The organism is Shewanella sp. SM23 (genome assembly GCF_025654295.1).
Taxonomy (GTDB): Bacteria; Pseudomonadota; Gammaproteobacteria; order Enterobacterales; family Shewanellaceae; genus Shewanella; species Shewanella oncorhynchi.
Map to the genome: position 1 here is coordinate 39,929 of NZ_JAKKRM010000007.1, position 22,538 is coordinate 62,466.

A 22,538-nucleotide genomic window follows, 5' to 3' on the forward strand; every position below is an offset into this window, starting at 1 on the left:
ATGATTCAGCGGCATCAGTTTGCGAGGCAATTATCTCAACTTGATGACTAGCCACTAAAAAAAGCGCAAAAAAAAGCCCCTTAAATAAGGGGCTTTTCTCGAAACACTAACCAAGGATTACTTGATTTTGGCTTCTTTGTAGATAACGTGCTGACGAATAACTGGATCAAATTTTTTGATTTCCATTTTTTCAGGCATGTTACGCTTGTTTTTTTCAGTTGTGTAGAAGTGACCAGTCTTAGCTGTAGAAACTAATTTGATCTTCTCACGATTACCTTTAGCTTTAGCCATGATCTATTATACCTTCTCGCCACGGGCACGAAGTTCAGCAACAACAACTTCGATACCTTTTTTGTCGATCAGACGGATACCTTTAGTAGATACACGTAACTGTACGAAACGCTTTTCTTCTTCTAACCAAAAACGGTGGTTTTGTAGGTTAGGTAAAAAACGACGACGGGTCGCGTTTTTTGCATGCGAACGGTTGTTACCAACCATCGGCTTCTTGCCAGTAACTTGGCATACTCTTGACATGTCAATCTTCTCCAAAAACAATTTTAACGCTCGAGCATTAATGTGCCTCGTATGGCCGTCGCCCGAGGCACAAAGAGGGCGCATTTTATACACGATCACAGAGTGAAGATCAAGTGTTAGATTAATTAATCCAGCCTCGTTCTGCAAAAGAAACTATCTCTCGATCACCTACAACCATATGGTCCAATAAGGATACGTCTATGGTTGCTAACGCATTTTTTAATCGCTCAGTTATTCGTCGGTCAGCCTGACTGGGCTCGGCAATACCAGACGGATGATTATGACAAACTATAACTGCTGCGGCCTTTTTCTCCAGCACTAAGCTCACCACTTCACGTGGATATACTGAGGCTGAGTCTATTGTGCCGCGGAATAATTCGACAAATTGAATCACTCTATGCTGGCTATCCAGCAGTAAAACTGCGAACACTTCATAGGAGCGATCGGCCAATTGTCGCATTAAATAGTCCCGAGTTAAATCGGGATTTGTCAAAACCTGACCTCTTTGCAGATTTTCCTGCGCTACACGCCGCGCTAATTCGGCCGCAGCTTGAAGCTGGGCGTATTTTACAGGTCCTACGCCCGGAAGTCGACACACCTGATTTCTTGGGGCACAGAGCAGATTTCTGAGACCGCCAAACTCGCTAATAAGCGACCTAGCAAGGTCAACCGCGTTTAATCCGGCTAAACCGTTACGCAGCAATACTGCTAGTAATTCAGCATCCGAGAGATGCGCAGCTCCTTTTTGTAACAGTTTATCTCTGGGACCTTCGCCCTCAGGCCAATCTTTAATCCCCATGTGACCTCCCTGTCATCTCACATATTTTCACTTTACTGAGTATGGACGAGATTTTTTGAACTGGGATAGTCACTAAAATTCACCGCTTTGTGATATTGTTGCCAGCATTATTTCTATCTCGGATGATGTCTGTGAGTCTGACAAATAAAAACGTCCTGCTGGGCATTGGCGGCGGTATTGCGGCCTATAAAAGTGCTGATTTAGTACGTCGCTTGAAGGAGCGAGGTTTTGATGTGCGCGTGGTGATGAGCCAAAGTGCGATGGAATTTATCACGCCTCTGACGCTGCAAGCGTTGTCTGGACATCCAGTGGCATCTAGCTTGCTCGACCCCGCAGCAGAAGCAGCCATGGGTCATATAGAACTCGCTCGTTGGGCAGATCTCGTCATCATAGCCCCTGCAACCGCAAACCTATTGGCGCGGATTAATGCAGGCATGGCCGATGAGCTAATCACCACCACATGTCTTGCCACTGAGGCGCCAATTGCCCTGTGTCCAGCAATGAATCAGCAGATGTACCGCAATCTGGCTACGCAGGCGAATTTAACTAGCCTAGCATCACGTGGTTTTACCCTTTGGGGACCCGCCAGTGGCAGTCAGGCCTGTGGTGAAGTGGGTCCTGGACGCATGCTCGAACCGCTAGAAATTGCCGAGCTAGCCAGTGATTTTTTTGCAGCAAAAGAAGTCTCTGCGCTGCCTCTGGCTGGCCAGTCAGTGCTGATTACCGCCGGACCAACCCGTGAAGCAATTGATCCCGTCAGATACATTTCAAATCACAGTTCTGGAAAAATGGGCTTTGCACTCGCCAAAGCCGCGGCAGATATGGGTGCAGCAGTCACCTTAGTCTCAGGCCCAGTAAATCTCAGCACCCCAAAAGGCGTGACACGGATTGATGTTGAATCGGCGCAAAATATGCTCGATGCTGTTATGGATAACGTTGATAAAAAAGATATTTTTATTGGCTGCGCCGCCGTTGCAGACTACCGCATTAGTGATATTGCTACCTGTAAGATCAAAAAATCGACCGAAGAAATGCAACTTGCGCTGGTGAGGAATCCTGATATCTTAGCCACGGTTGCGAGCTTACCTAACCGTCCTTTTGTGGTGGGATTTGCCGCCGAAACCCATGATGTAGAAGCCTATGCGCACGATAAGCTCAAACGTAAAAACTTGAACATGATCGCCGCAAACGACGTTTCCATTGCTGGCCTAGGCTTTAATGCCGATGCTAATGCCCTGCGTGTTTTCTGGCCGCACGGCAGTCAAGATTTGCCTGCTACTGACAAACTCACGTTGGCACGGCAATTACTTTCGTTGATAGTGAAAGAAAAAACAAATACATGAAAACACCGATTGAATTAAAAATTCTCGACTCCCGTATCGGCTCAGAATTTCCTTTGCCCGCTTACGCCACCGCAGGCAGTGCAGGCATGGATCTTCGCGCCATGATAGACACGGCTTTAACCATAGCACCGGGTGAAACAGTGCTCATTCCCACGGGGATTGCTATTCATGTGGCCGACCCAGGACTTGCTGCGGTGATTTTACCGCGCTCAGGCCTTGGCCATAAACACGGTATCGTACTGGGGAATCTAGTCGGACTCATAGATTCAGATTACCAAGGCCCCTTAATGGTATCTTGTTGGAATCGTGGTGACAGTCCATTCACCTTAGAAATGGGCGATCGTCTCGCGCAACTGGTGTTTGTTCCTGTGGTACAAGCACAATTCAAACTCGTTGATGAGTTCGACAGCTCAGACCGTGGTGAAGGCGGATTTGGCCATTCAGGCACTAAATAATCCCCTAAGTCGTTATTGAGCCAAGGATACTGCAATGGCTGTAAGCCCAAAAATTAATCGTCGTGAACACATTCTGCAATGTCTAGCGCAGATGCTAGAAACCAACCCAGGACAAAGGATCACCACAGCGAAACTGGCCTCAGAAGTCGGTGTATCGGAAGCCGCCCTGTATCGCCACTTCCCGAGTAAAGCGCGGATGTTCGAAGGCTTAATCGAATTTATCGAAGAGTCGTTATTGTCGCGCATCAATTTAATCATGGATGACGAAAAAGACACCATGAAGCGCTGCCAGTTGGTACTGCAACTGCTGCTGATCTTTGCCGAGCGTAACCCAGGAATTTCCCGCGTTCTCAACGGTGATGCTCTACTCGGTGAAAATGAACGCCTGCGAAGTCGTATTGGTAACTTATTTGCCAAAATTGAAACCCAGTTAAAGCAAATTTTACGGGAAAAAACCCTGCGAGAAGGTAAAGGCTTCAACTTAGACGAAGCCATATTAGCCAATTTACTGTTAGCCTTTGCCGAAGGCCGCATCGCCCAATTTGTACGAAGTGAATTCAAACTCAAACCGACGACACACTTCGATGAACAGTGGCGTTTTATCCAGCATCAACTTTTACAAAGCTAATGATTTTTCAACATAAAGGACGGTAACTATCGTCCTTTATGTTCGGTATTCCTTCCTTGTTTCGCCCCATCTTTTGTTTTATCCTCGAAAAACATTTTAAGAACAAAAAACACAATGATTTTACAAGGATGTCAGATGAAACTCTTCCGATTAGCCGCATTGGCGACACTTTGCTTACCAATACTTCCAATATCCACCTTTGCAGCCAATAGCTCCAACGCGAATGCGTTATCGCAAGCACAGTTATTCAGCAAAGGTGATGAGTACTCGGATGTAAAAATATCACCTACTGGTAAATATTTAAGCGCTATCACAAGTGTCGAAGGTAAAAACGTTCTCTTAGTCTTAGATACCCAAACCAAAAAACTCCTCAATGCGATACGTTTTCCCGGTAATGCTCAAGTCGGCGACTATGAATGGGCCAATAGTGAGCGACTGGTACTGGCAAAAGAATACCTAAAAGGCTGGCAAGACACACCTATCTACTACGGTGAATTGATGGCGGTAAATGCCGATGGTTCACGAAAAGCGTATCTATTCGGCTTCGAGAGTGGCGAGCAACAAACAGGTTCAAATATCAAGAAAAACACACCTATGCGTGCGAGCGCGTTTATCCTCGATCCTCTGCCAGATGATGAACGCTACATGTTAGTCAATGCTATTCCATGGAATGATAGGATCAATCTTGACTTTGAACTATCACAAGATGTCTATCGCGTAGACTTGTTCAATGGCACACGTAAACGCATCACAGGCTCACCTATCGGCAGAGCCCGTTTTATGACAGACCATGATGGAGAGGTTCGCTTCGTTGCAGGTGAAGACAAACAAAACATCACTAAAGTCTTCTACCGCAAAGATGGTAACTGGGTAAATACAGATAAACTAAATCTAGGTCTTGCTGATTTTAAACCACTCTCCTTTGCCGATGATAAAAATACGATTTATGCCGCGGGTCGCTCCCAAGGTGAAACCTTAGGGGTTTACAAAATTAATCTCGAAACGGGCGATAAAACTGAAATCATTCAGGATGAAAACGTTGACCCTAGCAACTTTTGGATTAACGGCACCAATAAACAACTTTACGCCGTCGAGTTTGAAAATGGTTACCCGAGTTATGCCTTTGTCGATAATGAGGATTCGCACGCTAAATTGCTAAAAGATCTGCTTGGTGCTCTCCCCGGCCATCAAGTACGAATTGTTAGCGAAACCCGAGATGCAGAAAAACTCGTTGTACTTGCGTTTAACGATCGAAACCCTGGCGATTACTACATATTTGATACGAAAACACTAAAACTTGAATATCTAGCCGCCGCTAAAAAATGGCTCGACCCAGAGCAAATGGCTGATGTTAAACCCATCAGTTTCACCAGCCGTGATGGTAAACAACTCCATGGGTATCTAACGCTCCCCTTTGGTAAAGAAGCTAAAAACCTACCCTTAGTCGTCAATCCACACGGTGGTCCACACGGTATCCGTGACTGGTGGGGCTTTGACCCACAAAACCAATATCTAGCAAGCCAAGGCATAGCCGTTCTACAGGTCAACTTCCGTGGCTCAGGTGGATATGGCGATCAATTTGAACGCGCAGGCTATCAAAAATGGGGCTCAGATATTCAGCACGACATTATCGACGCAACCCAGTACGTTATTGACCAAGGTTTTGCCGATAAGGAACGCATCTGTATTGTTGGCGGCAGTTTTGGTGGGTACAGCGCCTTGCAGAGCGCTGTGCTTGCGCCAGATATGTTTAAATGCGCCATAGGTGTAGCTGGCGTATATGATCTTGAATTGATGTTTAATGAAGGCGATGTCGCTAACAGCCGTTCTGGTACTAGCTATCTCAAGGATGTGCTTGGCCAAGATAAAGCGGTACTCAAAGCAATGTCTCCTTCTGAAAACGTCGGTAAACTCAAAGCAAACATACTATTGGTGCATGGTGGTGAAGATGATCGAGCGCCAATTGAACAACTCGAATCCCTCGAAAAAGGCCTAAAAGCTCACCATTATCCTTACCAAAAACTGGTGATGGACAATGAAGGCCACGGTTTTTATAACGATGAGCATAGAGCGAAATACTATGAACAAATGCTCAGTTTCCTAAAAACCAATCTGAAACTTTAGAATTGACTCAAACTTGCCGTCACTGCCAGTCTAAACTAGATTGGCAGTTGCTGATTTAAAGCCGATATCCGATAAGGACTATCGGCTTTTTCATATGGCCTATGTGCGTTTTTCGGTATGAATTGTCTGCAATTCGCGCTATCCTCCTCCCCCTATTCTTGCCCTAGCGAGAATAACAATAATTTGTATCTGATGCTGAACAGCCCTAGTACTACACGATGATCAGCATAGGTTTTCTGTTATAGCCGCTACGACGTAGTGGAGGATAAGATGGCATTAAGTGAAGCAGCAGTAAAAGTACAAGCCGCGTTATTAGAACGTGGACTTGAAACCCCAATGCTCCCAAGCGTTTACAGCAGTGAAGAACGTAAAGACAAGATTGAACATCATATGAAAGAAATCCTGACATTAATGTCATTGGATCTGTCAGACGATAGCCTTGCCGATACGCCGCGCCGCATTGCTAAAATGTACGTCGATGAAATCTTCTCCGGCTTAGATTATGCGAACTTCCCTAAGATAACTGTGATCGACAATAAGATGGGCTTCGATGAAATGGTGCGTGTGCAAGACATTAGCCTCACCAGCACCTGCGAACACCATTTAGTGACGATCGATGGCACTGCCACCATAGCTTATCTACCACGCAAAAAAATCATTGGTTTATCAAAGATTAACCGTATAGTACGTTTCTTCGCCCAACGTCCACAAGTACAAGAGCGTTTGACTCAGCAAGTGTTAGTCGCGCTACAAACCTTACTCGAAACCAAAGACGTTGCCGTTAAAATGGATGCCGTGCATTACTGCGTCAAATCCCGTGGCGTGATGGACTCCACCAGTTCGACCACTACCACAGCACTGGGCGGCATTTTCAAATCTAACCCTGCGACCCGCGCTGAGTTTTTGCACCAGTCTAAATAAATGTATTGAAACTTAACGCTATTTAAAACGTGCCTAAATCAATAGCAATCAATACAGCTCAATAAAAACGCTGCGATTCCTTCTATAGAATCGCAGCGTTTTTTGTTTTCATACCAACCCAATCAAACCCTTCTCGGTCTAGATAAGGTCATTACTGGCTGATTAACTGATTTCACAAAGTTAGTGATACCCACTTGATCAATACCAGCGGCCAAACGCTAGACTCAAATACCGTATTGTTCGCGGTACTGGCTCACCGCGGCAAGTTGCACTTCCATTCCAGGCTTTTCTGATAAATAGCTAATGAGGTCGGCAAGTTTAATGATCGCAACAATTCCGCAGCCAAAATCACGCTCAACCTCTTGTATAGCCGATAACTCGCCCTTGCCTTTCTCTTGTCTGTCTAAAGCAATCAACACACCGGCTAATTGTGCTTTATGGGCTTCGATGATTTCCATCGACTCACGAATCGCAGTACCGGCAGTGATCACGTCGTCTACCAACATAACGCGGCCTTTCAGCTCGCTTCCGACTAAGCTGCCACCTTCGCCGTGATCTTTTTTCTCTTTGCGGTTAAAGCAGTAAGGGATATCGATATCGTGGTGTTCACACAGGGCAACCGCCGTAGTGGTCGCAATCGGAATACCTTTGTAAGCTGGGCCAAACAGCAAATCGTAATCAATGCCTGAATCCACTAATGCAGCGGCATAGAAACGGCCTAAACGCGCTAGATCTCGGCCAGTATTGAACAAACCCGCATTGAAGAAATAAGGACTGATACGACCCGATTTAAGGGTAAATTCGCCAAATCGCAACACCTGACGTTCTAAGGCAAATTCAATAAACTCACGTTGATAGGCTTTCACAATATCTCCTTACGACTTTGTATTTTATTGGTTTTTATTAGGTAATGTTTTATTGGGTAACATTTAATTCGGTACAGGGCTTGTCTAACACTAGCATCTTGCTGCAAATAAAAAGTTGCAGTTAATAAAAAGCCCCGCACTCTATAACATGACGGGGCTTTTTCATCACCACAATATTAGTTCAGTGCGGCTTTCTGCACATCGACGATTTCACGAATACTGTTCTTCGCCAATGCCAACAGTTCGAGTAATTCTTCGTGGCTGAATGGCTCGCCTTCGGCGGTGCCTTGAATTTCGATGATCTTGCCCGTTTCTGTCATCACAACGTTCATGTCAGTTTCAGCGGCGCTGTCTTCGATATATTCTAGATCGCTTATCGCTTCACCCTTGTAAATACCTACGCTGACAGCAGCGATAAGGAATTTCAGCGGGTTAGATTTAATGATGCCTTTACCACGCGCCCAGTTCAACGCATCCACTAAGGCCACACAGGCGCCAGTGATAGAGGCAGTGCGTGTGCCACCGTCAGCTTGGATCACATCACAGTCGATCACGATAGTGTTTTCGCCTAGGGCTTTCATATCCACACAGGCGCGTAGAGCACGGCCGATAAGACGTTGAATTTCTTGCGTACGACCAGATTGCTTACCGCGAGCGGCTTCACGATCCATACGGCTATGGGTTGAACGTGGCAACATGCCGTATTCAGCCGTTACCCAGCCTTGACCCTGACCTTTAAGGAAACGTGGCACACCTTCAGTAAAACTGGCGGTACAAAGCACTTTCGTTTCGCCAAATTCCACTAACACAGAACCTTCGGCATGGGCCGTAAACTGGCGAGTGATAGTGATGGGACGAGTTTGTGCTGGCGTTCTGTTACTTGGACGCATGCGAGATTCCTGTATTCTGAGTCATTGACCGATTTTGGCTGCATATTATAAGGGCTTGAGCCTTAGGATGCCATGCTTAGGGTGATTCTCTGGCAAACTCATCACACTCAAACGCCTAATCCCGGTCGCTATTGGCGGTATGCCTTTAATCCTAAAGCCATTGACTCTATAATCGCCTCTCATTATGACGATTACACCATTAGGACAACCCATGATCCAAAGCATGACAGCCTACGCTCGCATCGAGCACAAAGCACAATGGGGCACTGCCTCCTGGGAAATTCGCTCAGTCAATCAACGTTATCTCGAAACTTACCTACGTTTACCCGAGCAATTCCGCAGCTTCGAACCCGTACTGCGCGACCGCCTTCGTAAACGTTTAAGCCGCGGCAAAGTGGAAGTCAATCTGCGCTACGAATTGGCAGACAACAGCAATAACGAGCTGCAGTTGAATCAAGCGCTAGCAAAACAGCTATTAGGCGCCGCCACTTGGCTCAAGCAAGAAGCGGGACAAGGCGATGTCAATCTGACCGACATCCTGCGCTGGCCGGGCGTGCTAGCGAGCGGTGAACAAGATATGGATGCGATCGGCGCCGATCTGATGACAGCCTTCGACTCAGCCATAGATCAATTCATCGAAGCCCGTGGCCGTGAAGGCGAAGCCATCAAAGACATGCTGCTAAGCCGCTTAGACGGAGTCAGCGAGCAAATCGCCGTCGTACGCGAGCACATGCCAACGGTGATGCTGTATCAACGCGAAAAGCTCACCAACCGCCTTGCAGAAATCAAAGGTGAACTCGACCCCGCCCGTATCGAGCAAGAAATGGTGCTTCTGGCGCAGAAACAAGATGTCGCCGAAGAAATGGACAGACTCGAAGCCCATGTCGCCGAAGCGCGCCGCATCCTCAAAAAAGGCGGCAGCGAAGGTCGCCGTTTAGATTTTATGATGCAGGAATTTAACCGCGAATCGAACACGCTCGCCTCTAAATCTATCAGCACTGAAATCACCTCAGCCGCAGTGGAGCTTAAAGTCTTAATCGAGCAAATGCGTGAGCAGATCCAAAATGTGGAATGATATCCACAACCATCCATCAATCATCATTAACCATTGTTTTTAATCAATTTTAGCATATCAACCGTCTACTAACATCCATCTATACCCACCACTGCCCACCAAAATATGGTGGGTATATTGGTGGGTATGCTACAATAATCCCGATCGTCAGCGGTGGGTATTATTGGCTTTCATAAAAGCAACCTTAAGGTCATGATGGGGAATGGATTTATGGGAAACCTGACAGTAAAAGAGATTGAGTCCAAGGCTAAAGGAGAACCTGGCCGGTATGCAGATGGAGCCGGTTTGTATTTTGTTGTCCCAAAACTTGGCGTTCCATATTGGATGCTCCGTTACACGGCGCAATCCAAACGCAAAGAAATGACCTTAGCAAAATACAGTGATATGTCTCTTGCGGATGCGCGTGCAGAAGCTGCTATCAAAATGAAACAGTTTCGCGATGGTCTCGACCCACTCATAGCCAAAAAACGTGCAGAGCAATCTCAAATCAAAACTGTTGATGAGCTTTTTGCTGATTGGCACCTAGGTAACATCAATCGACTTAAATACGCCAATATTCCAGAACGTATCTATCGCAAGGATATAGCACCGCATATAGGCAGCTTTAATATCGATACTGTTACTGCTAGAGATATCAGAGACATCCTTAAAGCTATCGCCGCGACAGGCCGCCCCGCCATCGCTAACGATGCCCTAATGTACTGCAAGCAGCTTTTTAATCACGGCATAAAGCTGGATCTGCTTGGCGCAAATCCCGCCAGTGCATTTTCTATATCAGATGCTGGTGGCTTAGAAAAAAGTAAAGACCGCGCTTTAACGCTAGAGGAAGTCACCACGTTTTTTAAAATCGCTAGGGAAAATAGTGACAGCTTTAGCCGTGACAACTACCTAGCCTGTGCACTACTGATTACATTGGGAGTACGTAAGTCTGAATTGGCTGAAGCGCCTTGGAAGGAGTTTAATCTTGATGAGAAGGTGTGGAATCTGTCCAAAGACAGAAGCAAATCAGGTGTCGGTATTGCGATTCCATTGCCTCCCATAGTAATGGGATGGCTATATGAGTTAAAAATTAGAGCATGTGGCTCAGATTATGTCTTTCCAAGCAGACGCTCCAGTAAAAATCCCCATATGGGCCCTGATACGCTAAACCGAGCAATCACTAAACTATTTGGCCACGAAGCCGGTAAGAAAAAACAACCCCCAAACTTAATGGGTGATATGCCCCACTTCACTGTGCACGATCTACGTCGTACGTGCCGCACCCTGCTTGCAAAACAAGGTACACCAGGACACGTTGCAGAGCGTTGTCTCAACCACAAACTGAAGGGCGTTGAAGGGATTTATAACCAGCATGATTATTTCGATGAGCGAAGGGAAGCGTTAGAAAAATTGTCGCAATATTTGAAGGATATTATCAACACTCCTAAAAAGGCAAATTGATAATTATTTATATGCAGTGACTTATACAGGATCTGGCAGTTTTGATGGTGTTGTTAAATCTATTCGTAGAAGCTAGCATCATCAAAGTCATTTGGGCACATTTCCGAATTAGGGCGTCGGCACTATCAGGAGAATTTCGGATAAAAATTTCTATGGATTAACGCCTCAAACACCGGTGCAGCTTTGCTGCATCCGAGTGATATGATTTGTTATGTGCTACCACTTGCTGGAGTATTTTATTCTTTGTAGCTTCATATCCAATATAGCTCTCTCAACATAGCTCATTTCTCTTTCATGTAGATTATCTTTGTACTCATGAACCATATCCAATAATCTATGTAGAATCTGTATTTCAGCATCTAGGCTTCTTCTATATACTCGAATATTCCTAGTATACTTATAGATATAAAAAATGGAGCCAAGGCTCAGAAAAACGGCTAGCATGATCAAGCTTATATAAAAAGCAACTGGAAGATTTGCAAGCCAATCAGGTATCTTGAAAATAAAATAAATTGAACCTATTGCTGTATACAAACCTACAGTAGAAAACATAAACATAATCCGTAAATTCGCAATTTTCTCATGAAGTGAATTTACAGTTCCGGAGACTTCCTCAGCCATATTGACGAGTTTTTCTAATTCGGTTGAACTGCTATTGTCCATCATTTAATATTTAATCCCATTTTGTATCAACGATACCTTATCAATGAAAACTCGAAGATAGTTTCGTTGTTTAGTTATACTATCGATTTGAGGTGCAACAACCTCTCCATTCCACTCAAAAGGCTCTGGCATCGGACAAACTGGCAAGTGGACAACTTTTATATTGTTTGCGCCAACAGTTCTTAAGAATGAGTTAATTTTATCTGTAAAAGGGCTGGTGCATAAGGGGTTGTAGTAGCGTTCAGCAATTAATAAATCTTTCTCAAACAAATCAACCTTATTCACTGCTATTACGAGCCACTTAGGCCCTCTGCCATTAGAAATTGACATCGTCAGTTTATCGAGCATTGACTCAAAATCATTTAGCTCAAGAGCTAAGTTGTGCTCCCTTATTTTATAAATAGAATCGATTCTTCTGCTCTCAATCATCTCTTTTCTTACAGCAGCTTCACGAATAGAAGTAAATCCCCAGTCTACAACATGAATTACCCCATCTAATTCATTTGTTTTGTTCAAAGCTTCATCGAGTGCTCTAGCTCGTTCCTGACTACTTTGCCCCGGAATTACAGCTACAATTTTTGTCCAATCACCTATTGTGATTGGCTTTATTTCTACATCTTGGCTAGTACCGGACTCATTCCAGTCTTGCGTGTTGGCCTCACCATGGTAATGGGAGGCAAGAACACTTTTTCCAACACCAGCTCTACCTGTAACTATTACACTCGGCTTTCCTAAACCTACTTTTATTTGAGCTTTTTTCCAATACTCTTGGATAAACCGTCTGTACTTATAAGCGTAAACTATCGGTTTTGCTACGGTTGGCACCAAATCAGTCCATGATTCATTTTCACTCATCATATCTACCTACACCTTGCTTCTAAATCCAAATGACACATAACGCCCGCAACACCGAGCATATAGGAGCGCAGCGGAAATTTGATCCGCGTGCTTGCGCTTGTTAAATTTATTTACCCCATATATGGAAGACCTTGGCATAGTACAGTTAGAGGGATAATTGATGACGGTAACGATTTAAATTTCTTCGGATTCTTACTTATTGCTTCTCTGAGTTTCTTTGCAGAAGCCACATTCCGAACTAGAACTGCCTGAGGATCTTTTGGAATTATGAAGTCGCCTTTAACCCTCCACTCTCTTTCATGAACCCAATTTATACCTTCACCGTCAACGCCTTCCAAGCGCACAACTCGCCAAAGTTCTTCTCGTGGTATTTTCAGTGCATCTAACTCTTTATTTGATAAGTAGATTACTGGCCGACAACCTCGTTTATAGGCGTAAGTCTTTGAAACGATTATTCCATACGGCTCATATCTAGGCTTTTCTGGATTTGTATTTGCTTCATTCAGAACATACTTTAGCGAAGACAAGGGAATATCCATAAAACAGGCGGCTTCGTTCGGGCCTTTTACAAACCCTTTTTCAGTATTACTGCCCCATATCTCTCCCGTCTTTAAAATATTCACTAAGTTGTCATAGGCGGAGAACTCATCATCCGACTTAGTGTTCTTAGTCAAATGGACAAGAAAGGGAGAAAGATCTGGTCTTTCAAAGAATGGTAAGTTGTTTGATTCTTTAATGGCCAATACACCACTCCTTCAGAAATTTAACGTTTGGTTAAGGGGCGGGCTTTAGCCCGTCCCAGTGAGCGAAGCGAATGGTTTGAACCTATTGTTAGCCGCGCCTCACCACGAAGTAACTTCATAGATCACTTCACTAGCTGACGGCTCATCTGGAAGGAAACCGCTGCTAGTTTCAAGGATAGCTGCATGATGCCCGTTTTTTGAAGCAATGGCCGCCTGATCGATACCGCGTAATGACATGACCCTAAATGCATCAATGGCTGCCGAGCGGGTGAAAACGTAGCCCGGAAGTCTGGAGACCCATGACCCAGCGTCATTAAAGGCAACCCCATTGCCGCCATCCAAGACCAAGACATATTCACCTTCGGGTAGCCTTGAGGCCCAGCGGAAGAAGCTCTCTAACGCCTTTTCTTTGAAGGCCGTTAGCAAAACATTTGAGCCAGCCATCAGCAGGTGGCTGTTCTTATGTAGTTCTATAGACTTGTGGATTACCGGCGAGAACAACGCTGATAACTCTGGATGATAGATTGCCTCGGCCTTCTCAAACTCTGACTTGAGTTGGCTAGGTAACGATGACAGAAGCCCATTAGCAGCTAGTCGTTGAGAGTTCTTAGTAGCTAAGTCGAAGAGCTTTCTGTTTGTATGCATCTTAGTGGCTAACATTTTATTCGTGCGCGTGCGCGTTTACATCGTTGGAGCAGTGAAAACGCGCACAGTTAACTATCTGTATGTAAAGAACTTATCAGCTTTCGGCCAAAAACACCATCCGGAAAAACGCGCATGCGCGTTTCCCAAACCTATTAACTAAAAAGCAGCATCTATAATCAATTGATTTTATATATTTTTATTTGTTGCTAATGGAATTAGTGCGCACTATTCTTGTCTTAAAAACATACAAAAATACCTAAATTTAAATATGACTGTATACCCATACATTGTTAGTCGATTTCTGGTAAGGCCAAACATAGGCAAACAGATAAGAATTTGTATGGCAGCAGGAGTGGGAATTCTCGATTGAGCTAACGAGCCGAAACACGGAATGGGGCATTTCCGAGTTAAAGCCTTAACTCTAACTCGTCATTTTTGTTTTAGTATATTAAGCAGTGTCAGCAATCTGCCAGCTCTGATTAAACCTTGAATTACAAGTGACAGATTGCGTCCTGGCTAATCCAATTTATAGTAATTGGATTGATGATAACTGCCATATATAAAGCATGTTGTTGCGTTACAAAGCAAGATCCACAAGGCTTACACGGACCTCAACGAACATCATAAAGCCTCTCTGCCGTTATCCATAAATCCGATGGATTACAATTAAGCGCTTGGGCTAGTTTCCATACAGAAGCTATAGATGCCTTCGCGACACCACGTTCAACGCTTGATACAAATGATCTGGCAAGTTCGGCCTTATCAGCAAGCCCCTCTTGGTTATAGCCTAGCTCGACTCGGCGCAACTTAACTGCGCGACCAAAAGCTATTCCCATCTTTAACACTTCATCTTCATTCACTAGAGAACCCCAGGATATTGAATACTGGATAATTCTCACGGACACATGATAGACAAACCACGCTATAAACATTACATTTAGACCTGTATAGTAGTCATTTGGTCGTTTTTACATTAAGAACACCTACCGATAGAAAGTAAATGTCTTCTTTCGGAACAAACAGTGTCTTTAAACACGCTATTTAAAAGGAGTTACACATGTCAGTCGTAAAAACCATGTCAATCATAGGAATGGTGTTTTTCCCATTATGTTTAATCCTTGCTTCTGCATTTGCAGACATCGATCTAGAAGCTTCAGCTGGATGGGGGATATTTGCCGCCATGTATGGGATTGGGTATTCCATCACTGTTTTTGTTAAAACTAAAAATGCAGCTAATAGCGCAATTTAAACATTCAATTGTGCCCCTTGTATGGATAGGGGCCTCAATCTACTGATTACCAATCAGCTAGTAACACAGTGCAATACCGTCCATAGCGACGATTAGAGCTAAAAATGCGAATGCCAATTTACAGCATGATAAACAATATAAATATTCCATTTAATGCCCATCATCGTTGCTGTTTATCACAAAATTAAGGTGTATTTAAGATGAATAAATTGCTTATTGCTTTTGCACTGCTTGGAATGACTAGTGCTTGCAGTGATTCAAAATCGAATGTTGAAATTGAAGTCTACGACAGAGCGGGTTTGTATATGAAATCAATCGAAGTGAAGGTCAAGGCTATTGAAGATGATGTCATAGTAAACGACATCATTGTAAACAGAGGCAACTGTGAAAGCCTTTTCGAGAAAAAAGGCTTTCCCAAACAGCTTAAATTTGGTCAATCTATTTCTGTCTCTTATGGAGGCTCGTGTGATCTAACGCAAGTTGACGTAGTAACCAATAATGGGAGTTGGACAGTTACCTACTGAGTTAGCCTTAATATGATACAGGAGGTGCTAACCCCTTATGCCACCTAACTAATTAGGCGGTAACTTTAGCACCTCAGTACTGGCAATCTTAAAGAGTTAAAAGAACCCTATCCTGAAAAACGCATAAAAAAGCCTCAATCAAGAGGCTTAATGTTATTGGGTCGCTTCAACGAACAACAAATCAAACTTGTGCTTTTAACTGCAGCCAAACTTGGCTAGCTTTCTAAGCCGCCTGTGAGACGGTGAACCTTAACGTAGTTGCAGGTAATAAACTGATTATTTTCCAAGCTGCCTGTACGGCAGTGAACCAACTGGTGCACGTCTGTCAACTGGTATGCAATTTCTAAGCTGCCTGTACGGCAGTGAACGCACAATTTGGCTGTGTACACGTTGGCCTATATTTCTAAGCTGCCTGTACGGCAGTGAACGTCTGACTAAAATTTATACCGGTGTTACTGTTTTTCTAAGCTGCCTGTACGGCAGTGAACAAACTCATCTCCTAGTGTAGCTGATTATGTTATTTCTAAGCTGCCTGTACGGCAGTGAACCCAACTTTGAACTTGGTAAACAGCGTTTAGCATTTCTAAGCTGCCTGTACGGCAGTGAACTTTTGCGGCGGCAAACTGCGCGATACAAGTAATTTCTAAGCTGCCTGTACGGCAGTGAACTTAGCGGTAACGGCATTGGCGGCAATCTTATCTTTCTAAGCTGCCTGTACGGCAGTGAACTGCGTTAACAGTGATACCTTTTGCAGTTAGCTTTTCTAAGCTGCTTGTACGGCAGTGAACGGCGCGGATATCAGCAATTGATTTTGAATAGCTTTCTAAGCTGCCTGTACGGCAGTGAACGGATTATCATCTTCGTTTTCGCCTGACGTTCTTTTCTAAGCTGCCTGTACGGCAGTGAACTGAAAGAGGACGCCAAAGGTTTGTGGATGCGTTTTCTAAGCTGCCTGTACGGCAGTGAACCTGTCATTTCGAAATCTTTATAAGAAATAACATTTCTAAGCTGCCTGTACGGCAGTGAACTTGAATTTGTTGATCGCTATGTGGCGTCTACTTTTCTAAGCTGCCTGTACGGCAGTGAACAAGGGCAGGTTATCATTGCCACGATGGGCCAATTTCTAAGCTGCCTGTACGGCAGTGAACGATTTTTCCCCGCCGCCTGCGGCTCTAACTGCTTTCTAAGCTGCCTGTACGGCAGTGAACGGGAAACAGGCACATGCTACCAAGTGTTAACGTTTCTAAGCTGCCTGTACGGCAGTGAACCAGCATTGATGAATACCTATTCCGCACCCAACTTTCTAAGCTGCCTGTACGGCAGTGAACAGGATCCATGTTTTTGGTGTTCCATCCCTTTGTTTCTAAGCTGCCTGTACGGCAGTGAACTCTAGATACCCAAACAAACACCAGCGTTAATTTTTCTAAGCTGCCTGTACGGCAGTGAACCGGTAATTGTCGGCGGACATGCGGCTGGTGAATTTCTAAGCTGCCTGTACGGCAGTGAACCAACAACATAAGCTAATGCATGGATTCATTTATTTCTAAGCTGCCTGTACGGCAGTGAACGTAAATAAACTCATATTTTGCTGTCAATTGATTTTCTAAGCTGCCTGTACGGCAGTGAACGTGCAACCGGCTTACTTGCCGTGGCTTGCACTTTTCTAAGCTGCCTGTACGGCAGTGAACTAATGACTCCCGTTTGGAATTTGGTTCTAAATTTTCTAAGCTGCCTGTACGGCAGTGAACGGTTTCGCTTGGGTGGATGCCGTGCTCTTGTATTTCTAAGCTGCCTGTACGGCAGTGAACTTAAGATTGCATTTCGCAGCTCACCAGTTGACTTTCTAAGCTGCCTGTACGGCAGTGAACAATCTACTGGGCATCGCAAGAGGCTTTAAAGTTTTCTAAGCTGCCTGTACGGCAGTGAACAATCCACAGGGGAAACTATAGTTACCCCTATTTTTCTAAGCTGCCTGTACGGCAGTGAACATGTGATGACAGGTGCTGAACTCCTGCATTACTTTCTAAGCTGCCTGTACGGCAGTGAACATATTAAAGAAACAAGTCAATACCGCTCCAGATTTCTAAGCTGCCTGTACGGCAGTGAACCAGATCAGGCTATTTCAATTTTTAGGGTGAATTTTCTAAGCTGCCTGTACGGCAGTGAACGGGGAGATTTCTTGGTATAACCCGAGTAAATGTTTCTAAGCTGCCTGTACGGCAGTGAACTTGATCGATTTTCAAATACTCGCCTTCGCTGATTTCTAAGCTGCCTGTACGGCAGTGAACATTAATGCATCTTAAAAAAATCCACTTCGAGCTTTCTAAGCTGCCTGTACGGCAGTGAACACTATAGCGCTATATTGAAGTTAACAAATAAATTTCTAAGCTGCCTGTACGGCAGTGAACACCAAGTCATCATCACCGCTAGTTACCATCGTTTTCTAAGCTGCCTGTACGGCAGTGAACTCAAACCTCCCCGAATTGACGATCACGATATTTTTCTAAGCTGCCTGTACGGCAGTGAACATTTGCCACCCGCAACGCCTGGCATGTTGATTTTTCTAAGCTGCCTGTACGGCAGTGAACTCGAGTGGCGCGAGCTACGGGCCTGTGACTTTTTTCTAAGCTGCCTGTACGGCAGTGAACACACAAATTATCTAAATCTGTGTTGTGGTGTCTTTCTAAGCTGCCTGTACGGCAGTGAACCAAATAACTTTGGTATGGCATGAGCTGCAAACTTTCTAAGCTGCCTGTACGGCAGTGAACAGACATTAAAGTTTGAGAATGGATGCATGTTTTTTCTAAGCTGCCTGTACGGCAGTGAACAATATTTAGATTCATGGAAACTCTCAGCGAGTTTTCTAAGCTGCCTGTACGGCAGTGAACATAGGCGGGGATTGGTTGGTTATGTGATGACATTTCTAAGCTGCCTGTACGGCAGTGAACATTTTATCGATTAATTTATTAGCATTTACACATTTCTAAGCTGCCTGTACGGCAGTGAACAATGTCAGCAATTTTTCCCGCCTCGCGCGATTTTTCTAAGCTGCCTGTACGGCAGTGAACGTGGTCGGGTTTCGCAATAAATAGCCCTCGCATTTCTAAGCTGCCTGTACGGCAGTGAACGAAGACCAACGTATCAACATGCGGGGGGTGCTTTTCTAAGCTGCCTGTACGGCAGTGAACTGGTCTAAGGTCGGTAATACTGGCGAGTTTATTTTCTAAGCTGCCTGTACGGCAGTGAACCGTGATGTGATGCAACAACTTTTTGACGAAATTTTCTAAGCTGCCTGTACGGCAGTGAACGACCGCTTAATCCTTGGCTGATTTTGGCAATCTTTCTAAGCTGCCTGTACGGCAGTGAACTGAACAGCGTCTGAGCCGCCGCCCCCAGTATTTTTCTAAGCTGCCTGTACGGCAGTGAACAATAAGGTTTTTACCCATTGAGGCAACTTATTTTTCTAAGCTGCCTGTACGGCAGTGAACACTTAAATCAACTGGCTTGCTCGTTTCATCACATTTCTAAGCTGCCTGTACGGCAGTGAACCTTGGCATTGATGCAAACATCTACGCCAAGCCTTTCTAAGCTGCCTGTACGGCAGTGAACGATTACCGTCGATGTTGACCCTTCTGCAGAACTTTCTAAGCTGCCTGTACGGCAGTGAACTCATCGGCTTGCTCCAACGCTTGATTGATAAATTTCTAAGCTGCCTGTACGGCAGTGAACAAGACCATTGCAGATAAAGAGATTGATGCACTTTTCTAAGCTGCCTGTACGGCAGTGAACCTGTACGGCCATCAATGACATGGATTTTTTGATTTCTAAGCTGCCTGTACGGCAGTGAACCGGTAATACCCTGTTTGAGAACATGGCCCGTTTTTCTAAGCTGCCTGTACGGCAGTGAACAAATTCTGGCATGTTGTTCGTGCTCATTACTATTTCTAAGCTGCCTGTACGGCAGTGAACACCCACGATGTGTACCGTCATGGCACAGTACATTTCTAAGCTGCCTGTACGGCAGTGAACAAATGACAACGACCGTTTACAACACCACCAGATTTTCTAAGCTGCCTGTACGGCAGTGAACTCTTTCGGTGGTGGTGGCGGAAGTATTGGTTCTTTCTAAGCTGCCTGTACGGCAGTGAACCCGTCGTGAAGGAATCACTAATGAGAATGTTCTTTCTAAGCTGCCTGTACGGCAGTGAACGCGTTAAATGCGGCGGCAACCGTGGCATGATTTTTCTAAGCTGCCTGTACGGCAGTGAACGCACGTGTATATTGATGTCAAAAAGTGCAACCTTTCTAAGCTGCCTGTACGGCAGTGAACTCTTGTGGTTAGTTGTCTTGCTGGTTTTGATTTTTCTAAGCTGCCTGTACGGCAGTGAACATCATATTCACCGATTGCCCACACAAGCGCATTTTCTAAGCTGCCTGTACGGCAGTGAACTGAATCGTGGGTAATTGGTTCGATTTGAAATATTTCTAAGCTGCCTGTACGGCAGTGAACTTAATTATTGTTGATAGCTCAAGCTCGGCCAATTTCTAAGCTGCCTGTACGGCAGTGAACCCGTTTCTGGGCTGTTCATCCGAATCTAACCCTTTCTAAGCTGCCTGTACGGCAGTGAACCAATGTGGTGCCATGCCACGGTGTTAGCGTCTTTTCTAAGCTGCCTGTACGGCAGTGAACCAGTCTCTAAAGTATCTTGGTCTGTAGTGAATTTTCTAAGCTGCCTGTACGGCAGTGAACATGCCCGGCTTTACGGATGACTCAGGCGGTATTTTCTAAGCTGCCTGTACGGCAGTGAACGTGAATACCATCCTGTAGGCAACCCAACAATATTTCTAAGCTGCCTGTACGGCAGTGAACTAAATAATCCTAATTGTGCGCAGCTTTGGATATTTCTAAGCTGCCTGTACGGCAGTGAACCTCCATTATCGCTGATTTGTATCTGACCCATCTTTCTAAGCTGCCTGTACGGCAGTGAACACCTAAAGGTGTGGAGTGGATTGCAGGGTTGTTTTCTAAGCTGCCTGTACGGCAGTGAACGCTAAAGGCGGAGTATTAATGAATCATTCAGTTTTCTAAGCTGCCTGTACGGCAGTGAACATTTTTCATTCGAATCGCGCGCGACTTCAATCTTTCTAAGCTGCCTGTACGGCAGTGAACGCTGCATATTACATATCGCTCAGTGCTACATGTTTCTAAGCTGCCTGTACGGCAGTGAACACCGAACTGATTACCTGGCGAACGGTCGAACATTTCTAAGCTGCCTGTACGGCAGTGAACTCATATTCAGTGCAATTTTTTTCTTTGTCCAATTTCTAAGCTGCCTGTACGGCAGTGAACGGGAGCCCTTCCCAGCCTTAGCTTTCTGGCGTTTTCTAAGCTGCCTGTACGGCAGTGAACGGGAGCCCTTCCCAGCCTTAGCTTTCTGGCGTTTTCTAAGCTGCCTGTACGGCAGTGAACAAGCCTCAGAAGCTGATGGAAGTGACCATATCTTTCTAAGCTGCCTGTACGGCAGTGAACGGCGATCAAACATCTTGACTCTGGAAAGATAGTTTCTAAGCTGCCTGTACGGCAGTGAACGCTGTCGAGTATTTCTTGCAAGGTTACAATACTTTCTAAGCTGCCTGTACGGCAGTGAACACGTCATTGAAGGTGACATTGCGCCCGTAGCGTTTCTAAGCTGCCTGTACGGCAGTGAACGTCTTGGGCTTTGTTGTTACCCGCTTCTTTTTTTTCTAAGCTGCCTGTACGGCAGTGAACAGATTGATACCGACAATGTATCGCGTGTGGTTTTTCTAAGCTGCCTGTACGGCAGTGAACGCACAGCCAGTGAGTAAGGCTAAAAGTATTGATTTCTAAGCTGCCTGTACGGCAGTGAACATATGGGAACGCTCACCCGAGCTTTTACATGTTTTCTAAGCTGCCTGTACGGCAGTGAACCTGTCCATTTTACCTTGAGCAACGCGGTACACTTTCTAAGCTGCCTGTACGGCAGTGAACAAATGAACAATCGCTTTCCAGGCGTTAAAGTGTTTCTAAGCTGCCTGTACGGCAGTGAACATAGCAACTTTAATCCAATTATGTTTACCATATTTCTAAGCTGCCTGTACGGCAGTGAACAGCAGTGGCATTCATTCACGATATGCGACACTTTTCTAAGCTGCCTGTACGGCAGTGAACACCAGCGAGCAGAGCTAACAAAAACCGCTGATTTTCTAAGCTGCCTGTACGGCAGTGAACTACATTTTGATTAATGAGCTCCGTCACTATGTTTTCTAAGCTGCCTGTACGGCAGTGAACAATCTTACTCCGGGATGGTATACAGTTCGCATTTTCTAAGCTGCCTGTACGGCAGTGAACGAAATGGCAAAGGAGTTTAAATTCCCGGTAATTTTCTAAGCTGCCTGTACGGCAGTGAACGATTGATATTAAATTAATATCACACAAACAAATTTCTAAGCTGCCTGTACGGCAGTGAACAAGCAATAAGAAGAGCTTTCAACCCACTCAAATTTCTAAGCTGCCTGTACGGCAGTGAACTCTACCTCGTGGTCAACGGTATTGAGTGTATATTTCTAAGCTGCCTGTACGGCAGTGAACCATCACCATCTTCAAAGTAATGAATCCATGCCTTTCTAAGCTGCCTGTACGGCAGTAAACGACTGCCATCTGTTGAAAACGAGGTGGCCTTATTTCTAAGCTGCCTGTACGGCAGTGAACCTCGCAGGATATCACTGGAATGTTTTGGAATTTTTCTAAGCTGCCTGTACG

General features: G+C 45.0%; 19 protein-coding genes and 1 CRISPR repeat array (1 of these 20 cut by a window edge). Of the genes, 9 read left to right on the forward strand and 10 right to left on the reverse strand.

Annotated features, from left to right (window positions below):
* Positions 1-117: 117 nt before the first annotated feature.
* The 3 genes from rpmG to radC form a co-directional block, all read right to left on the reverse strand.
* Positions 118-291 carry a 50S ribosomal protein L33 gene (gene rpmG, locus L5L98_RS10695; RefSeq protein WP_006079871.1) on the reverse strand — a complete coding sequence of 58 codons (174 nt, stop codon included), beginning with the start codon at positions 289-291 and terminating at the stop codon, positions 118-120.
* Between the two features lie 6 nt (positions 292-297).
* Positions 298-534: a 50S ribosomal protein L28 gene (rpmB, locus tag L5L98_RS10700; RefSeq protein ID WP_006079870.1), complete on the reverse strand. Its 237-nt coding sequence runs from the start codon at positions 532-534 to the stop codon at positions 298-300.
* A 121-nt stretch (positions 535-655) separates the two neighbouring features.
* Positions 656-1,333: a RadC family protein gene (gene radC / locus L5L98_RS10705; protein WP_105251175.1), complete on the reverse strand. Its 678-nt coding sequence runs from the start codon at positions 1,331-1,333 to the stop codon at positions 656-658.
* 122 nt (positions 1,334-1,455) lie between these two features.
* Here radC and coaBC point away from each other — a divergent pair, with 122 nt between their 5' ends.
* The 5 genes from coaBC to folE all read left to right on the forward strand — a co-directional run bounded on the left by coaBC (position 1,456) and on the right by folE (position 6,804).
* Positions 1,456-2,676 carry a bifunctional phosphopantothenoylcysteine decarboxylase/phosphopantothenate--cysteine ligase CoaBC gene (gene coaBC / locus L5L98_RS10710; RefSeq protein ID WP_263140903.1) on the forward strand — a complete coding sequence of 407 codons (1,221 nt, stop codon included), beginning with the start codon at positions 1,456-1,458 and terminating at the stop codon, positions 2,674-2,676.
* A complete protein-coding gene (gene dut, locus L5L98_RS10715; RefSeq protein ID WP_105251173.1) occupies positions 2,673-3,131 on the forward strand; it encodes a dUTP diphosphatase in 459 nt (152 codons plus the stop codon). The genes coaBC and dut overlap by 4 nt, the downstream gene beginning before the upstream one ends.
* A gap of 34 nt (positions 3,132-3,165) precedes the next feature.
* Entirely contained in the window at positions 3,166-3,759 is a 594-nt protein-coding gene (gene slmA / locus L5L98_RS10720; protein ID WP_113941097.1) for a nucleoid occlusion factor SlmA, read from the forward strand.
* A 135-nt stretch (positions 3,760-3,894) separates the two neighbouring features.
* Positions 3,895-5,883 carry an alpha/beta hydrolase family protein gene (locus L5L98_RS10725; RefSeq protein ID WP_263140641.1) on the forward strand — a complete coding sequence of 663 codons (1,989 nt, stop codon included), beginning with the start codon at positions 3,895-3,897 and terminating at the stop codon, positions 5,881-5,883.
* Positions 5,884-6,153: 270 nt separating this feature from the next.
* Entirely contained in the window at positions 6,154-6,804 is a 651-nt protein-coding gene (gene folE / locus L5L98_RS10730) for a GTP cyclohydrolase I FolE (protein WP_006079864.1), read from the forward strand.
* Between the two features lie 224 nt (positions 6,805-7,028).
* On the opposite strand, the gene pyrE is transcribed toward folE, so the two are convergent.
* Complete coding sequence (gene pyrE, locus L5L98_RS10735) at positions 7,029-7,670, reverse strand: orotate phosphoribosyltransferase (RefSeq protein WP_006079863.1); 642 nt, start codon at positions 7,668-7,670, stop codon at positions 7,029-7,031.
* Between the two features lie 176 nt (positions 7,671-7,846).
* Positions 7,847-8,560 (reverse strand): ribonuclease PH, encoded by a 714-nt coding sequence (gene rph / locus L5L98_RS10740; RefSeq protein WP_006079862.1) that lies wholly within the window; start codon positions 8,558-8,560, stop codon positions 7,847-7,849.
* A 211-nt stretch (positions 8,561-8,771) separates the two neighbouring features.
* Here rph and L5L98_RS10745 point away from each other — a divergent pair, with 211 nt between their 5' ends.
* A complete protein-coding gene (locus L5L98_RS10745; RefSeq protein WP_006086670.1) occupies positions 8,772-9,635 on the forward strand; it encodes a YicC/YloC family endoribonuclease in 864 nt (287 codons plus the stop codon).
* A 210-nt stretch (positions 9,636-9,845) separates the two neighbouring features.
* On the forward strand, positions 9,846-11,075 hold the full coding sequence (locus L5L98_RS10750; RefSeq protein WP_263140651.1) for a tyrosine-type recombinase/integrase: 1,230 nt from the start codon (positions 9,846-9,848) through the stop codon (positions 11,073-11,075).
* A gap of 216 nt (positions 11,076-11,291) precedes the next feature.
* On the opposite strand, the gene L5L98_RS10755 is transcribed toward L5L98_RS10750, so the two are convergent.
* The 5 genes from L5L98_RS10755 to L5L98_RS10775 all read right to left on the reverse strand — a co-directional run bounded on the left by L5L98_RS10755 (position 11,292) and on the right by L5L98_RS10775 (position 14,844).
* Positions 11,292-11,741, reverse strand: coding sequence for a hypothetical protein (locus tag L5L98_RS10755; protein WP_263140653.1), 450 nt, complete (start codon positions 11,739-11,741; stop codon positions 11,292-11,294).
* Positions 11,742-12,596: a GTPase domain-containing protein gene (locus L5L98_RS10760; RefSeq protein ID WP_263140654.1), complete on the reverse strand. Its 855-nt coding sequence runs from the start codon at positions 12,594-12,596 to the stop codon at positions 11,742-11,744. It lies immediately after the preceding gene.
* 110 nt (positions 12,597-12,706) lie between these two features.
* Entirely contained in the window at positions 12,707-13,339 is a 633-nt protein-coding gene (locus tag L5L98_RS10765) for a hypothetical protein (RefSeq protein WP_263140655.1), read from the reverse strand.
* A gap of 99 nt (positions 13,340-13,438) precedes the next feature.
* Complete coding sequence (locus tag L5L98_RS10770) at positions 13,439-13,984, reverse strand: hypothetical protein (protein WP_173497371.1); 546 nt, start codon at positions 13,982-13,984, stop codon at positions 13,439-13,441.
* A gap of 611 nt (positions 13,985-14,595) precedes the next feature.
* Positions 14,596-14,844 (reverse strand): helix-turn-helix domain-containing protein, encoded by a 249-nt coding sequence (locus tag L5L98_RS10775; protein ID WP_041420599.1) that lies wholly within the window; start codon positions 14,842-14,844, stop codon positions 14,596-14,598.
* Positions 14,845-15,041: 197 nt separating this feature from the next.
* On the opposite strand from L5L98_RS10775, the gene L5L98_RS10780 reads away from it, so the two are divergent.
* Together L5L98_RS10780 and L5L98_RS10785 are read left to right on the forward strand one after the other, a co-directional pair.
* Positions 15,042-15,233, forward strand: coding sequence for a hypothetical protein (locus L5L98_RS10780; RefSeq protein WP_263140657.1), 192 nt, complete (start codon positions 15,042-15,044; stop codon positions 15,231-15,233).
* 200 nt (positions 15,234-15,433) lie between these two features.
* Positions 15,434-15,757 (forward strand): hypothetical protein, encoded by a 324-nt coding sequence (locus tag L5L98_RS10785; RefSeq protein ID WP_263140660.1) that lies wholly within the window; start codon positions 15,434-15,436, stop codon positions 15,755-15,757.
* Positions 15,758-15,977: 220 nt separating this feature from the next.
* A CRISPR array of direct repeats spans positions 15,978-22,538; the repeat unit is 28 nt; unit sequence TTTCTAAGCTGCCTGTACGGCAGTGAAC (it continues 3,969 nt past the right edge of the window).

Coding starts and splice junctions, on each gene's coding strand:
- rpmG (WP_006079871.1), bottom strand. CDS start 291: ATGGCTAAAGCTAAAGGTAATCGTGAGAAGATCAAATTAGTTTCTACA.
- rpmB (WP_006079870.1), bottom strand. CDS start 534: ATGTCAAGAGTATGCCAAGTTACTGGCAAGAAGCCGATGGTTGGTAAC.
- radC (WP_105251175.1), bottom strand. CDS start 1,333: ATGGGGATTAAAGATTGGCCTGAGGGCGAAGGTCCCAGAGATAAACTG.
- coaBC (WP_263140903.1), top strand. CDS start 1,456: ATGATGTCTGTGAGTCTGACAAATAAAAACGTCCTGCTGGGCATTGGC.
- dut (WP_105251173.1), top strand. CDS start 2,673: ATGAAAACACCGATTGAATTAAAAATTCTCGACTCCCGTATCGGCTCA.
- slmA (WP_113941097.1), top strand. CDS start 3,166: ATGGCTGTAAGCCCAAAAATTAATCGTCGTGAACACATTCTGCAATGT.
- L5L98_RS10725 (WP_263140641.1), top strand. CDS start 3,895: ATGAAACTCTTCCGATTAGCCGCATTGGCGACACTTTGCTTACCAATA.
- folE (WP_006079864.1), top strand. CDS start 6,154: ATGGCATTAAGTGAAGCAGCAGTAAAAGTACAAGCCGCGTTATTAGAA.
- rph (WP_006079862.1), bottom strand. CDS start 8,560: ATGCGTCCAAGTAACAGAACGCCAGCACAAACTCGTCCCATCACTATC.
- L5L98_RS10745 (WP_006086670.1), top strand. CDS start 8,772: ATGATCCAAAGCATGACAGCCTACGCTCGCATCGAGCACAAAGCACAA.
- L5L98_RS10750 (WP_263140651.1), top strand. CDS start 9,846: ATGGGAAACCTGACAGTAAAAGAGATTGAGTCCAAGGCTAAAGGAGAA.
- L5L98_RS10755 (WP_263140653.1), bottom strand. CDS start 11,741: ATGATGGACAATAGCAGTTCAACCGAATTAGAAAAACTCGTCAATATG.
- L5L98_RS10760 (WP_263140654.1), bottom strand. CDS start 12,596: ATGATGAGTGAAAATGAATCATGGACTGATTTGGTGCCAACCGTAGCA.
- L5L98_RS10770 (WP_173497371.1), bottom strand. CDS start 13,984: ATGCATACAAACAGAAAGCTCTTCGACTTAGCTACTAAGAACTCTCAA.
- L5L98_RS10780 (WP_263140657.1), top strand. CDS start 15,042: ATGTCAGTCGTAAAAACCATGTCAATCATAGGAATGGTGTTTTTCCCA.
- L5L98_RS10785 (WP_263140660.1), top strand. CDS start 15,434: ATGAATAAATTGCTTATTGCTTTTGCACTGCTTGGAATGACTAGTGCT.